The organism is Pseudomonas sp. W15Feb34 (genome assembly GCF_023127765.1).
Lineage (GTDB): Bacteria > Pseudomonadota > Gammaproteobacteria > Pseudomonadales > Pseudomonadaceae > Aquipseudomonas > Aquipseudomonas synxantha_A.
In genome coordinates this window covers 172,320-185,090 of record NZ_SPKN01000042.1, presented here as the reverse complement: position 1 = coordinate 185,090, position 12,771 = coordinate 172,320, and the positions used below count along the sequence as shown (strand labels likewise).

The following is a 12,771-nucleotide window of genomic DNA, read 5'->3' as shown; positions in this document are numbered from 1 at the left end:
GACAGTTGAAGTATTGATCAGTATCCGATTCAGTCCAGTCAGATCTGATCGTTTTTTAAACAGATTTGGAATACGCCCGCTTAGCTTGAGTTCTCATTGAGCAGGTGGGCAGCTTCAGGTGGTGCGTCTATTTCTGACTGATATCGATAAAAACGTTGGCGTATTGAAAGTTAAGTGCATCGCGGGTTCACATAGACATTGCCCAACGACCGTTCAGTCGGGATAATCCCTCGCATCGGGTAAATCGTATCGCCACGTATCTGTGGCCCTGCGCAACCCTCCCTATTCCGACCTTTGCAGACTTCTTCCTCATGCACAAAGAACCCCGTAAGGTCCGTGAGTTTCGCCGCCGTGAGCAGGAAATTCTCGACACCGCACTCAAGTTATTCCTCGAACAGGGCGAAGACAGCGTCACGGTAGAGATGATTGCGGATGCCGTGGGTATCGGCAAGGGCACCATCTACAAGCACTTCAAATCCAAGGCCGAGATCTACTTGCGTCTGATGCTCGACTACGAGCGCGACTTGAACGAGCTGCTGCACTCGGCCGATGTCGACAAGGACAAGGAAGCGCTGTCTCGCGCTTACTTCGAGTTCCGTATGCGTGACCCGCAGCGCTACCGCCTGTTCGACCGCCTGGAAGAGAAGGTGGTCAAGGGGCACCAGGTGCCGGAAATGGTCGAGGAGCTGCACAAGATCCGCGCCTCGAACTTCGAACGCCTGACCCTGCTGATCAAGGGGCGTATCAGTGAGGGCAAGCTTGAAGACGTGCCGCCGTATTTCCACTACTGCGCCGCCTGGGCCCTGGTGCATGGCGCCGTGGCGCTGTATCACTCGCCGTTCTGGAGCAATGTGCTGGAGGACCAGGAAGGTTTCTTCCAGTTCCTGATGGACATCGGCGTGCGCATGGGCAACAAGCGCAAGCACAGCACTGAACTGCCTGGCCCTGAAAAAGGTGATGAGACCCCGGCTACGTAAGTTATTCGCCGTAGTGATGGGGCAATGATTTACTGCCAGGGGTATTAACCCAGGAATATACTCAGGCAAGGACCTTGCTAAAAGCTGATTTATGAGTCAGTTTTTAGTGCGCCCGAATTATCTTCTGCCGGAGTGATCCATGATCGTTGATCGTCAAGGCAGGCGTTTTCGCAATTTGCGGATCAGCCTGACCTCAGCCTGCAATTACGCGTGTACCTACTGCGTGCCTGACGGCAAGCGGCTGGTGGCTGCCCAGGACGAACTCTCGGCCGCGGCCATGGCCCGGGGCGTGGCTTACCTGATTGAAGCGGCGGGCATCGAACGCCTGCGCATCACTGGCGGCGAACCGCTGGTGAGCCCCAAGCTGGAAGCGTTCATGGACGCGGTAGGGCAGATGGGCCTCAGCGACATCAGCCTCACGACCAACGGCCAATTGCTGGCGCGCAAACTGCCGTTGCTGGTGGATGCCGGCATTCGGCGTATCAATGTCTCCCTCGATACCCTGGATGCCGATGCCTTTCGCAGCATCGCCCGTGGCGGCGACCTGGCCACCGTGCTCGATGGTATGGACCAGGCCAGCGCGGCCGGCATCAAGATCAAGGTCAACATGGTGCCATTGCGTGGCCAGAACCTGGATCAGGTGATGCCTCTGCTCGATTACTGCCTGGAGCGTGGCTACGAGCTGCGCTTTATCGAATTGATGCGCATGGGGCACCTGGCGAAAGACTCCAACGCGTTCCTCCAGCAATTTGTGAGCTTGCAGCAATTGCTCAGCCTGATCGGTGAGCGCCACGAATACCTGCAAGCCAACGCGCCCGTTGACGCTACCGCCGTACGCTACGAAGTACCGGGCAAAGGCTTCTTCGGCGTGATCGCCAACGAAAGTGTACCGTTCTGTCGTACGTGTTCGCGGTTGCGGTTGTCCTCCACGGGCTGGCTGCATGGTTGCTTGTCCTCAAGCAATCGCCACTACGTCGGTGACTTGCTTGATCAACCGCGCCACCAGGCATTGCCGGCCTTGCAGGGCTTGTTGATGAAGGCGCTGGGCGACAAGCAGGAAGTGGCGTTTTCGGGCGGCGCGACGATCATGAAGATCATTGGCGGCTAAGGTCGCGCATGCCTCAATGTGTTGTCCTTCAAGCTGGCGCAGAACCTGCATCTCACGCCCATTCGCCGGTTTTCCGTCACCGGCTTCTGGAGGATTAGGATGCGTAGTCTGGTTTTACTGCTGGCGGCGTTGGCCCTGAGTGGTTGTATGACCGTCAGCGATATGGCCGAAGGCACTCGCTATCAGATGAGCGATGCCGGGCTGCTGGACCATAGCGACACCCGGCGTACGGCCTCGGTGCGCATACAGCCGGATTCCTTTGTATTTATCGCCCAGGGCGCCTTCGTGCCGCCGGGCAGCGCGTACCCGCGACCCAACGTGGTCGCCGAGGAAGCGTTCAACGGTTTCGTCGAATATTTCCCCATGGTCCGTCGTGCCCGCCAACCCGAAGGTCTCGAGCAGGCCATGGCCGAAGCCCGCGAGGCGGGGGCTCACTACCTGCTGTATTGCCGTTTTGCGGCAGCCGATGACCGTATCGGCAATGCCGATGAGTGGACCGACCAGCAAGCTCTGGACCGCCTGGGGCTGGACAGCGGTGTGATCCAGGTCATGTTGATCGAGACCAGCACCCAGTATTTGATTGATACTGCACGTATTCGCAGTCGTGGCGGTTTACTGACGTTCCACGACACATCGCCACAAGATCTGATTGCCCGCCCCCTGGCGCAATACGCCCGAGGCTTGCTGGGTATGAGCAATCAGTAGACCTGAGGAGAGCCCCATGACCGATTCCGCCAAGGCCAATGACCTATTGGCCCAACTGCCCAAGGGCAAGGGGCCGGCGCCGGTGCACCTGTGGAACCCGGATTTCTGCGGCAACATCGACATGCGCATTGCCCGCGACGGCACCTGGTTTTACCAGGGCACGCCTATCGGGCGAAAACCGATGGTCAAACTGTTTTCCAATATCCTGCGCCGAGACGGCGATGATTATTTCCTGGTGACGCCGGTAGAGAAAGTCGGCATCAGCGTTGACGATGCGCCATTTGTGGCGGTAACCCTGGACGTGCAAGGGCAGGGCGAAAGCCAGGTATTGCGCTTTACCACCAACGTCGACGAGCAGGTCGAGGCCGGCCTCGAACACCCCTTGCGGGTGGTGACGGACCCTGTCACCCAGGAACCTGCACCCTACGTGCGAGTTCGCACCAACCTTGAAGCCCTCGTGCATCGCAACGTGTTCTACCAATTGGTGGAGCTGGCGGTGACTCGTCCGATCAACGGTCAGAACTGGCTTGGCGTATGGAGTGCAGGGGAGTTTTTCCCCATCGGCCTGGAACCCTGAGGCTGATTTTGCCTTCACCCTGAAATAATCTCCTTGCTGTAAATGCCTGCTTTCGGTTATCAATTTGTACATGATTAGACATGTTCGATTTGATAAGAAAAAACGCGTCGTCGACGAGCTCATCCGCCGTATCGAAGGTGGGGTCATGGCCGACGGTTTGCTATTGCCAGGTGAGCACCAGTTGGCCGAGGAGTTTGCGGTCAGCCGTGGCACGCTGCGCGAAGCGCTGGCCGAGCTCAAGCGCCGTAACTATATCGCCACCCAGAGTGGCGTCGGCTCCATCGTCACCTTTGATGGCATGGTCCTCGACCAACGCAGCGGTTGGGCCCAGGCCCTGGCAGACACGGGGGCTCAGGTGAGCACCGACGTGCTGCGTTTCGAAGCGGTGACGCGCCCGGACTTGTTCAGCCGTTTCGGCACCGATCAATTTATTGCCCTGGATCGCCGCCGGAACACGGCCGATGGCGTTGCGGTGTCTCTGGAGCGTTCGTTGATGCCAGCAGTGGGCGGCCTGGAAAGCCTGCCCCGCATTGGCCTGATCGATGATTCCCTGACTATCACCCTGGCGGCCTACGGTTATGTGGGCGCCGAAGGTGACCAGTGGATCGGCGCCGAGCCCCTGAGCGATGAAGATGCTCAATTGCTCGGGCGCGCTGCCGGCACGGTATTTCTCAAGGCTTCGCGCACCACCTACGACCGTCGCGAACGCTTCATGGAGCATGTCGAAAGTTTGCTCGACCCGCTGCACTTTCGCCTGCATCTGCAGTTTGGAGCTGCCAAATGACCCGGGAAGACCGCGCACTCGGTGCCTTCTACGGCTTGGCCCTGGGCGACGCCCTGGGTATGCCCACACAATCCTTGAGCCGCGAACAGGTGAAAGCGCGCTTCGGAACCATCACCGCCCTGGAAGACGCCGACGCCGACCAGCCTATCGCACCGAACATGCCCGCCGGTTCCATTACCGATGACACCGAGCAGGCCATCCTGGTCGCTGAGTTGCTGGTGCAAGGCCAAGGCCAGATCGAACCTGCCGTGCTTGCCCGGCGCCTGATCGACTGGGAAGCGGGAATGCGCGCCAAGGGTTCCCAGGACCTGCTCGGGCCGTCGACCAAACGGGCGATCGATATGATCCTGGCTGGCCATACGCCGCAAGAGTCCGGACGCTACGGCACCACCAATGGTGCGGCCATGCGCATCACCCCGGTGGGCATCGCCGCCGATGTCAGCGAGACAGCCTCGTTTATCCAGGCGGTGATCCAGGCTTGCCAGGTCACCCATAACACCAGCCTGGGTATCTCCAGTGCCGCGGCCGTGGCGGCGGTGGTCTCCGCCGGCATCAATGGCGTGGACCTCGGCGAAGCCTTGAACATCGGCATTCAGATTGCCCAGCAGGCTGAAAGCCATGGCCACTGGGTGGCCGGTGGACGCATTTCCACTCGCATCAGTTGGGCTCGCACCCTGAGTGTCGGCAGCGATGACAAGGCCCTGTTTGCCGATTTGCTCTACGAATTGATCGGGACGTCTGTTGCCTCGCAGGAGTCGGTGGTGGTGTCGTTCGCCCTGGCGCAGCAAGTCGCGTCCGGCGATATGAATGCCTTCGAAGCACTGTGCCTGGCCGCCAGCCTGGGGGGCGACACCGACACGATCGCCGCGATCCTGGGGGCCATGCTCGGCGCGTGCCTGGGGATGCAGTGCTGGCCAGAGGCGCTGATCGAGCAGGTCAAGCAGGTCAATGGCCTGGACTTGCAGCCGCTGGTCCAAGCGTTATTGGCCTTGCGATAAACACGGAACTAAATGTGGGAGCTGGCTTGCCTGCGACAGCGGTTTTCCAGTGGCTGCTGGGCTGGTTGACACACCCCAATCGCAGGCAAGCCAGCTCCCACATTAAAAAGCGTTGAGTCAGGAAGACTGCATAAAGATTCGACTCGCTGCCACAACCACAACAATACAGGCACCAGGAGCACCCCTTCATGAGCAGCACCTCTAGTGGCCAAAGCGCCGGGCAGTTGGAAACACGCGGTATCGAGCCGGTCCCGGAAGGCGAGTGCAACGGCCATCCGCTGCAACTGTTCTGGGTATGGTTTGCCGCCAATATCAGCATCCTCGGCTTGCCGCTCGGCGCAACGTTGGTCGCGTTTCGGGGCCTGGCCATCTGGCAGGCGATCATCGTCGCAATCCTTGGCGCAGCGGGTTCCTTCGCGGTAGTGGGCATCATCTCCATCGCCGGCCGCCGTGGTCGCGCGCCCAGCCTGACGTTATCCCGCGCTATCTTTGGCGTACGCGGCAATATCGGCCCGACGGTGGTCTCGCTGATGTCGCGCCTGGGTTGGGAAACCGTCAACACCACCACGGCCGCCTTTGTGTTGCTGTCCTTGTGTTCGATCCTGTTCGGTTCGGCGGTAGAGGCGAAAAGCGCCCCCGTACTCACGTTGATCTTCATCGCCATCTTTGTACTGCTGACCCTGGCGGTATCCGGCCTCGGCCACGCCACGCTGCTGGTGATCCAGAAGTGGGCCACCTATGTATTTGGCGGTTTGAATATCCTGGTGGGCGGCTTTCTGTGTGCCACTATCGACTGGAGCGCGGTGTTCAATGCCACACCTGCGCCGTTGAGCGCGATGATCATCGGCGTCGGCACCATGGCCGCCGGCACCGGCATTGGGTGGGCCAACGCCGGTGCCGATATGTCGCGCTACCAGCACCGCAGCGTCAAGGCTGTGCGCCTGGTGGCCAGCGCCGCCTTTGGCGCGGGCATCCCGCTGGTGTTGCTGATTACCCTTGGTGGCCTGCTGTCGGTGGGTAACGACGACCTGGCGTCGGCCACCGACCCCATCATCGCGATCCGCGACATGCTGCCCACCTGGATGGCGGTGCCTTACCTGATCACCGCATTCGGCGGGCTGTTGCTGTCGAACAATCTGTCGGTATATTCGGCCGGCCTTACCACCCTGACCCTGGGTCTGAAGGTCAAGCGCGTGCACGCGGTGATTGTCGATATCGTGGCGATCTTCGCCGGTTCCATCTATTTCATGCTGATCGCCGACAGCTTCTATGGCCCGTTCATCACCTTCATTTCGTTGCTGGCGGTGCCGATTACGGCGTGGGTCGGGATCTTCGTGGTCGACCTGATACACCGGCATTACTACAGCCCCAAGGACTTGCTGGATGTCAGTCCGAGCAGCGCTTACTGGTATCGCGGCGGTGTGGAGTGGCGTGCCTTCGGCGCCTGGGCCGTGGCTATCGTGCTGGGGTTCTGCTTCACCACCATCGGCACCACCGCGCAAAATATCTGGTTCGCCGGGCCGCTGTCCGACTCCTGGTTGGGCCACAACGGCCTGGGCTGGGTCGTCACCTTCCTGGTCGCAGGCGGCCTTTATGCGGTACTGGGCGGCGCGGCTGATCGTCGCCCGGCTTTGGTAGAGGGTACCCATGCCTAGATTGCTGCATACCGGCCAGGTCATTGTCGACCTGGTCATGGCCCTCGACACCCTGCCGGCAACTGGCGGTGACGTACTGGCCAAATCTGCCAGTTTCGAAGCGGGCGGTGGCTTCAACGTCATGGCGGCGGCGCGGCGCAATGGGATGTCGGTGGTCTACCTTGGGCGCCACGGCAATGGCCGGTTTGGTGACTTGGCTCGCGCCGCGATGCAGGCTGAAAAGATTGAAATGGCATTGACTGCGAGCAACGAGAAGGACACTGGTTTGTGTGTGTCCCTGACCGAGGCCACCACTGAGCGTACGTTCATTTCCCATATCGGCGCCGAAGGCGAATTGAGTGCCGAAGATTTGGCCAGGATCGTCCCGCTCGCCGATGACTACGTGTACGTCAGTGGCTACAGCCTGCTCCTTGAGGGCAAGGCGCAGCCGTTGATCGACTGGCTGCTGGCGCTGCCGCGAGAGATCGTGGTGGTGTTCGATCCGGGACCGCTGGTCAAGGCGCCGGATTCAGTCTTGATGCGGGCGTTATTGCCACGTATCGATATCTGGACCAGCAATGGCCCGGAAGCTCTGGCGTTTACCGGTGCCCTTGAGATCGCCGCGGCGTTGCCTGCGTTGAGTCGACATCTGCCTGCGCAAACCTTGCTGGTCGTACGTGATGGGCCCAATGGTTGCTGGGTAGGGCGCACGGCTGAAATTGAACATGTACCCGGTTTCAAGGTGCAAGCGGTCGACAGCAACGGTGCGGGGGATGCGCACGCAGGGGTGTTTATTGCCGGCTTGGCGCAGGGCTTGAAACCTGTCGAGGCGGCGCGTCGAGCGAATGCTGCGGCGGCGTTGGCGGTGACGCGTTGGGGGCCGGCCACATCACCTGCCACTGCCGAGGTCGAGGCACTACTCAGGGAATAAACACACGTCAAAATGTGGGAGGGGGCTTGCTCCCGATAGCGGTGTATCAGCCAGCTTATCTATAGCTGGCCCACCGCAATCGGGGGCAAGCCCCCTCCCACATTTTGAATCTATGTTTAGCCTGCTTTTTTCAACGCCTGGATCAATTCATGTTTACGCATGGTCGAGCGGCCCGGAATGTTCTTGGCTCGCGCCTCCTTCATCAGGCCCTCCTTGGTTTGCGTACCCAACGAAGCCCCACTGCTGCGCGGGTGCCCCTCACGGCTAGCTGCCGCACGCTTGGCCGACTCCTGCCGGTCCTGGGATTTCTTCGCCGGCGCTTTATGCTGGCCCGAGCCGCCGGCCTTTTCACCGCCGCCGGACTGCTTGTTGACGGTGGCCCAGGCCCGGGCTTCGGCTTCTTCCTTGGACAATCCCTTGTGCTCATAACTGTCTTCGATATGAGCGGCCTTGCGTTTCTGTTCGGCGGTGTATTTGGCTTTGCTTCCACGAGGCATCGCTAAAACTCCTTCTGGCCCCGGTCGCAGGGCCAGACCAGAAATGACTTACCGAGGGCCTGCACCGTCGAGCTTGCGGGCCTCATCCACACCCGAGGCGGTGAGCTTGATCGGCAGGTTCAACGAGTATTCACCGGCGTCGTCGGTGGTCACATGCCCATCCTTGATCAGCCCGCGGTCTTGCAGAAACGCCAAGACACTGGCGACTTGTTTCTCACCGCGGTAGTTGTCCAGTACCTCCTTGCCCAAGCCCTGGGGATGAGCGTGCAGCAGGCGGGTGAGGACTTCTTTTTCAAGGTTTCTATCGACGTTCATGCGAACCTCTTCACTGGGAAATGATCGGGTGTCGGTGTTGCCAGGGATGTATCAAGGCGCTGGTTGTTTCGGTGCACCTGGCAGATTCGAGTCGTCGCCTTTATTGATCTTCGGCTCATTGACCGAGGGGCCCATTTTGCCGTTACTGACCGCAGCCGGGGCCTGGCGCTGGGTATCATGGCCCTGGGTGTGAGGGTCGGCGCCGTTGGTGTTGTCGATGATCGCGCCGCCGTTTGTATCCAGGCCAGTGCCCATGGATTTCTGCGATTCAGTCGTCGCGTCGGGCGTCGGGTCGGTGGGGCCGGTCGACGAAGTCGCCGCAAAGGCGCTCAGGGACGCAGCGGACAGCAGGCCGGTGAGGGCGAGGGCAGCAAATTTGGAGTTTTTCATGAGGGTGTCTCCATATGATTAATGTCCTTACCCTTTATTGGTCAGCCACCCTTTGCTGTTCGTGCCTTGATGGCGACGAACGGTATCAGTTCACCTGTATCACTTTATGTATCGATACTCGCCGCACGATCAAGCGCGCCACGGTGATCGACCAGTTCAGTGCGGCGATGACCAGTACGCTCAACAGCATCGTCGACAGGCCGAATTCGACAATCATTTTGCCCGCGAGCCATGGAAACCCGAAGACGCCGATAAAGTACGCCAGGCTGAACAGCAATAACGCCTGGGACATGGTGCCGCTGGGTGCTTCACTGGCCACCAGCCCATTGATCACCGAGTACGTCAGGCCATACCCGACCCCCAGCGTGGCAGCGGCCACCAGATAGCTGAAGTTACCGCTCACCCCAAACGCGAATAGCGCAACCGCGCCAAACATGACGCCGGACAATACGCACGCAGCCTGATAGGCATCACGCTTGACCACAAAGCCGGCGATCAACAGCCGGCTGGTAATCGCAGCAGTCAAGAAACCTGCGAAGAACAGTGAATAATCCAGCTGATGGGCCAGCGCATAGCTGGTCTGGAATGACGACAACCCACCAAACACGCAGCCACCCAGGCCGACCATCAAGATCGCGAACGCTGCCTTGGACGTCAGCACGCGGCGGCTTGCTGTCCAAGTGATCTTCGAAGCCGGCACGTTTGCATGCTGTTTGAACTGCGCGCCCATGCGCCAGAACATCACAACCCCGGCAAGGCTGGCCAACCCGGCAATGTAGAACGCTGTCGTCAGGGGCAAGCCCAGCGCGGTGGCGGCGCGCCCCAGCAACGGGCCGGAACCGATCCCGCTCAACATGCTGCCGGACAGCAGGGCAAAATACTTGGCGCGCTGCTGGGGTTGCACCAGCAGCGTCACGATGATCGGCCCCAGGGTATAGAACACGCCCCAGCCCAAGCCCAGGGATAACCCGAACAGCATCAGGCCCTGGCCAAACCCGGGGGACAGGGCAAACCCGAGGCAGGCCACCACCAGCATCACACCCGTGCCCGCAATCGCTCGCGCTGCGCCCAGCGCATCCGCCAGGTGCCCGGAAACGACCACCGCCACAAAGGTGCTGAGCATTGCCGTGGCAATGACACTGCCGGCGTCGTGCTCGTTGCCGCCGCGTGAATGAATCAGCAGTGACAGCAAAAAGGTCGAGCCATAGGACAGCGACAATAAGAAACTGGCGAGGCAGAACAGCGCGAATGTCTTCGCGCCAACTGCAGACGTGGTGGGCATGAGCAGGACCTGAATGTTGGAATTATGCCGCTTGTTTACCATGGGCGCTCATGGGGATTGTTCTGTGATTACTGGTGCTGGCATTACTCTGGGGCGGAGTAAAAACACTTCGGTCGGCATGAAATTGCGCTGCAATCGGTCATCAAACCGCCTTAGTATGTGGGCTTTGAAATTGCCCAAGGCGCGCCCATGACCATCGAGATTCGCCCCGCCGTACCTAGCGATGCTGCGCAGATCCTGAGTTTCATCACCGAGCTTGCCGAATATGAGAAAGCCCGGCACGAAGTGATCGCCAGCGTGGTGGATATCGAGCGCAGCCTGTTCAGCGAGGGCGCTACCGCCCATGGCCTGATCTGCCTGCGCGACGGTTTGCCGATTGGTTTTGCCGTGTTCTTTTTCAGCTACTCCACCTGGCTGGGCAGCAACTGCCTGTACCTGGAAGACTTGTATATCAACCCGGAACAACGCGGCGGCGGAGCGGGCAAGAAGCTGTTGCGCCACCTGGCGAAGATCGCCTGCGATAACGGCTGTGGGCGTTTCGAGTGGAGCGTGCTGGACTGGAATGAACCAGCGATTGCCTTCTACAAATCCATCGGTGCCCAGCCTCAGGAGGAGTGGGTGCGCTATCGCATGGAAGGCGAGGCGCTGAGGGATTTTGCCCAAGGCTGACCGACATTCCAAACCGGCTTATCAATGGCCGGTTTTTTTTGCTTTCGCTCACAATATGGGATGCAAATTTATATATTGAGATATTTCAAGGTCTGGGTTTATAGTCGCCTGCATCAGCACTCACTACCAAAAATAAAACAGGTGAAGCGATGCAGGCACAACCGTTGTCCCTACCTGCCGTGCCCGAGCCGACTTACGGCGAGCGGCTGAAGAACAAGGTGGTGATCATCACCGGCGCTGCGCAAGGTATTGGCGAGGCGATCGTGGCTTGCTTCCAGGCCCAGCAGGCGCGACTGGTGATTGCGGACATCCAGGGTGAAAAAGTCGAGAAAGTAGCCGCCTGTTGGCGCGAACGTGGCGCCGAGATTTGCGCACAACCTGTAGATATCACCTCCAAAGAGCAATGGCAGGCGCTGGTCAATCTCGCCATCGAGCGCTTTGGCCGGGTGGACGTACTGGTCAACTGCGCCGGGGTCAATGTGTTTCGCGACCCGCTGGAAATGACCGACGAGGATTGGCGCCGCTGTTTCGCCATCGACCTTGATGGCGCCTGGTTCGGTTGCCGTGCGGTACTGCCGCACATGATCGAGCAGGGCATCGGCAACATCATCAATATTGCCTCCACCCATTCCAGCCACATCATCCCCGGCTGCTTTCCTTATCCTGTCGCCAAGCATGGCCTGCTCGGCCTCACTCGCGCCCTGGGCATCGAATACGCGCCCAAGGGTATCCGCGTAAACGCTATCGCCCCGGGCTATATCGAAACCCAGCTTAACGTCGACTACTGGAACGGCTTCCCCGACCCCCACGCCGAACGCCAGCGCGCGTTTGACCTGCACCCGCCCAAGCGCATCGGCCAACCCATTGAGGTGGCGATGACCGCGCTGTTCCTGGCGACCGACGAGGCACCCTTTATCAACGCCACGTGCCTGATGATCGATGGCGGGCGTTCGGTGATGTACCACGACTAAATCGTTTTCCAATAACAAGAAAGAGGTGGTTCATGTTCAAGAAGACTCTTGGCGCTGTGGCGCTGGCGATGGTGTTCAGCGGCTTTGTATCGGCTGAAGAAGTGAAGATCGGCTTCCTGGTCAAGCAGGCCGAAGAGCCGTGGTTCCAGACTGAATGGGCCTTCGCCGAAAAAGCCGGCAAGGAGCATGGTTTCACTGTGATCAAGATCGCCGTGCCCGATGGCGAGAAAACCCTCTCGGCCATCGACAGCCTCGCCGCCAACGGTGCCAAGGGCTTTGTGATCTGCCCACCGGACGTGTCCCTGGGCCCGGCCATTGTCGCCAAGGCCAAGGTCAATGGCCTGAAAGTCATGGCTGTGGATGACCGCTTTGTCGATGCCAAGGGCAACTTCATGGAAGACGTGCCGTACCTGGGCATGGCCGCGTTTGAAGTGGGCCAGAAACAAGGAGCCGCCATGGCCGCCGAAGCGAAAAAACGCGGCTGGGACTGGAAGGACACTTATGCGGTGATCAACACCTTCAACGAACTTGACACCGGCAAGAAGCGCACCGACGGCTCGATCAAATCCCTGGAAGACGCCGGTATTCCCAAGGATCACATCCTCACCGCCGCGCTTAAAACCCTCGACGTACCCGGCAGCATGGACGCCACCAACTCGGCCTTGGTCAAGCTGCCGAGCGGGGCGAAGAACCTGATCATCGGCGGCATGAACGACAACACGGTGCTGGGCGGCGTGCGCGCCACCGAAAGTGCCGGCTTCAAGGCGGCCAACGTCATCGGCATCGGCATTAATGGCACCGACGCCATCGGCGAATTGAAGAAAGCCGACAGCGGTTTCTTCGGCTCCATGCTGCCGAGCCCGCACATCGAGGGCTATAACACCGCACTGATGATGTACGAGTGGGTCACCAAAGGCACTGAACCACCGAAGT

Annotated in this window: 15 protein-coding genes; 11 read left to right on the top strand and 4 right to left on the bottom strand. The window is 59.9% G+C overall.

All coding sequences use genetic code 11. The features are described from left to right. Positions 1-311: 311 nt before the first annotated feature. The 8 genes from E4O97_RS19830 (at position 312) to E4O97_RS19795 (ending at position 7,714) form a co-directional block, all read left to right on the top strand. Complete coding sequence (locus tag E4O97_RS19830; protein WP_032879867.1) at positions 312-977, top strand: TetR/AcrR family transcriptional regulator; 666 nt, start codon at positions 312-314, stop codon at positions 975-977. 139 nt (positions 978-1,116) lie between these two features. Then, positions 1,117-2,085 carry a radical SAM protein gene (locus E4O97_RS19825; RefSeq protein WP_005790516.1) on the top strand — a complete coding sequence of 323 codons (969 nt, stop codon included), beginning with the start codon at positions 1,117-1,119 and terminating at the stop codon, positions 2,083-2,085. A gap of 99 nt (positions 2,086-2,184) precedes the next feature. Then, positions 2,185-2,790 carry a DUF4823 domain-containing protein gene (locus E4O97_RS19820; RefSeq protein WP_005790515.1) on the top strand — a complete coding sequence of 202 codons (606 nt, stop codon included), beginning with the start codon at positions 2,185-2,187 and terminating at the stop codon, positions 2,788-2,790. Between the two features lie 16 nt (positions 2,791-2,806). Further along, complete coding sequence (locus E4O97_RS19815; RefSeq protein WP_032879868.1) at positions 2,807-3,367, top strand: DUF1285 domain-containing protein; 561 nt, start codon at positions 2,807-2,809, stop codon at positions 3,365-3,367. A 70-nt stretch (positions 3,368-3,437) separates the two neighbouring features. After that, entirely contained in the window at positions 3,438-4,151 is a 714-nt protein-coding gene (locus tag E4O97_RS19810) for a GntR family transcriptional regulator (protein ID WP_078822091.1), read from the top strand. Beyond that, positions 4,148-5,149 carry an ADP-ribosylglycohydrolase family protein gene (locus E4O97_RS19805; protein WP_078822090.1) on the top strand — a complete coding sequence of 334 codons (1,002 nt, stop codon included), beginning with the start codon at positions 4,148-4,150 and terminating at the stop codon, positions 5,147-5,149. The genes E4O97_RS19810 and E4O97_RS19805 overlap by 4 nt, the downstream gene beginning before the upstream one ends. Before the next feature lie 188 nt (positions 5,150-5,337). Beyond that, the gene (locus E4O97_RS19800) at positions 5,338-6,804 is read left to right on the top strand and encodes a cytosine permease (RefSeq protein WP_216091980.1); all 1,467 of its coding nucleotides are present in this window, start codon (positions 5,338-5,340) and stop codon (positions 6,802-6,804) included. After that, complete coding sequence (locus E4O97_RS19795; RefSeq protein ID WP_248162023.1) at positions 6,797-7,714, top strand: PfkB family carbohydrate kinase; 918 nt, start codon at positions 6,797-6,799, stop codon at positions 7,712-7,714. The genes E4O97_RS19800 and E4O97_RS19795 overlap by 8 nt, the downstream gene beginning before the upstream one ends. A 116-nt stretch (positions 7,715-7,830) precedes the next feature. On the opposite strand, the gene E4O97_RS19790 is transcribed toward E4O97_RS19795, so the two are convergent. The 4 genes from E4O97_RS19790 to E4O97_RS19775 all read right to left on the bottom strand — a co-directional run bounded on the left by E4O97_RS19790 (position 7,831) and on the right by E4O97_RS19775 (position 10,198). After that, a complete protein-coding gene (locus E4O97_RS19790; RefSeq protein WP_032879873.1) occupies positions 7,831-8,211 on the bottom strand; it encodes a hypothetical protein in 381 nt (126 codons plus the stop codon). Between the two features lie 48 nt (positions 8,212-8,259). Beyond that, positions 8,260-8,526 carry a hypothetical protein gene (locus E4O97_RS19785; protein WP_248162022.1) on the bottom strand — a complete coding sequence of 89 codons (267 nt, stop codon included), beginning with the start codon at positions 8,524-8,526 and terminating at the stop codon, positions 8,260-8,262. A gap of 51 nt (positions 8,527-8,577) precedes the next feature. Next, positions 8,578-8,916: a hypothetical protein gene (locus E4O97_RS19780; RefSeq protein ID WP_248162021.1), complete on the bottom strand. Its 339-nt coding sequence runs from the start codon at positions 8,914-8,916 to the stop codon at positions 8,578-8,580. Positions 8,917-9,001: 85 nt separating this feature from the next. Further along, positions 9,002-10,198, bottom strand: coding sequence for an MFS transporter (locus tag E4O97_RS19775; RefSeq protein WP_248162020.1), 1,197 nt, complete (start codon positions 10,196-10,198; stop codon positions 9,002-9,004). Positions 10,199-10,387: 189 nt separating this feature from the next. Here E4O97_RS19775 and E4O97_RS19770 point away from each other — a divergent pair, with 189 nt between their 5' ends. The 3 genes from E4O97_RS19770 to E4O97_RS19760 form a co-directional block, all read left to right on the top strand. Further along, positions 10,388-10,867 carry a GNAT family N-acetyltransferase gene (locus E4O97_RS19770; RefSeq protein ID WP_005790497.1) on the top strand — a complete coding sequence of 160 codons (480 nt, stop codon included), beginning with the start codon at positions 10,388-10,390 and terminating at the stop codon, positions 10,865-10,867. 149 nt (positions 10,868-11,016) lie between these two features. Next, positions 11,017-11,838 (top strand): SDR family oxidoreductase, encoded by an 822-nt coding sequence (locus E4O97_RS19765; RefSeq protein WP_216091977.1) that lies wholly within the window; start codon positions 11,017-11,019, stop codon positions 11,836-11,838. Between the two features lie 32 nt (positions 11,839-11,870). Beyond that, positions 11,871-12,771 (top strand): substrate-binding domain-containing protein (locus tag E4O97_RS19760; RefSeq protein WP_248162019.1); only part of this gene is annotated, 901 nt, incomplete at its 3' end.

What these genes read in the sequence shown, in the direction of transcription:
- E4O97_RS19830 (WP_032879867.1), top strand. Translation starts at nt 312, where the DNA reads ATGCACAAAGAACCCCGTAAGGTCCGTGAGTTTCGCCGCCGTGAGCAG.
- E4O97_RS19825 (WP_005790516.1), top strand. Translation starts at nt 1,117, where the DNA reads ATGATCGTTGATCGTCAAGGCAGGCGTTTTCGCAATTTGCGGATCAGC.
- E4O97_RS19820 (WP_005790515.1), top strand. Translation starts at nt 2,185, where the DNA reads ATGCGTAGTCTGGTTTTACTGCTGGCGGCGTTGGCCCTGAGTGGTTGT.
- E4O97_RS19815 (WP_032879868.1), top strand. Translation starts at nt 2,807, where the DNA reads ATGACCGATTCCGCCAAGGCCAATGACCTATTGGCCCAACTGCCCAAG.
- E4O97_RS19810 (WP_078822091.1), top strand. Translation starts at nt 3,438, where the DNA reads ATGATTAGACATGTTCGATTTGATAAGAAAAAACGCGTCGTCGACGAG.
- E4O97_RS19805 (WP_078822090.1), top strand. Translation starts at nt 4,148, where the DNA reads ATGACCCGGGAAGACCGCGCACTCGGTGCCTTCTACGGCTTGGCCCTG.
- E4O97_RS19800 (WP_216091980.1), top strand. Translation starts at nt 5,338, where the DNA reads ATGAGCAGCACCTCTAGTGGCCAAAGCGCCGGGCAGTTGGAAACACGC.
- E4O97_RS19795 (WP_248162023.1), top strand. Translation starts at nt 6,797, where the DNA reads ATGCCTAGATTGCTGCATACCGGCCAGGTCATTGTCGACCTGGTCATG.
- E4O97_RS19790 (WP_032879873.1), bottom strand. Translation starts at nt 8,211, where the DNA reads ATGCCTCGTGGAAGCAAAGCCAAATACACCGCCGAACAGAAACGCAAG.
- E4O97_RS19785 (WP_248162022.1), bottom strand. Translation starts at nt 8,526, where the DNA reads ATGAACGTCGATAGAAACCTTGAAAAAGAAGTCCTCACCCGCCTGCTG.
- E4O97_RS19780 (WP_248162021.1), bottom strand. Translation starts at nt 8,916, where the DNA reads ATGAAAAACTCCAAATTTGCTGCCCTCGCCCTCACCGGCCTGCTGTCC.
- E4O97_RS19775 (WP_248162020.1), bottom strand. Translation starts at nt 10,198, where the DNA reads ATGCCCACCACGTCTGCAGTTGGCGCGAAGACATTCGCGCTGTTCTGC.
- E4O97_RS19770 (WP_005790497.1), top strand. Translation starts at nt 10,388, where the DNA reads ATGACCATCGAGATTCGCCCCGCCGTACCTAGCGATGCTGCGCAGATC.
- E4O97_RS19765 (WP_216091977.1), top strand. Translation starts at nt 11,017, where the DNA reads ATGCAGGCACAACCGTTGTCCCTACCTGCCGTGCCCGAGCCGACTTAC.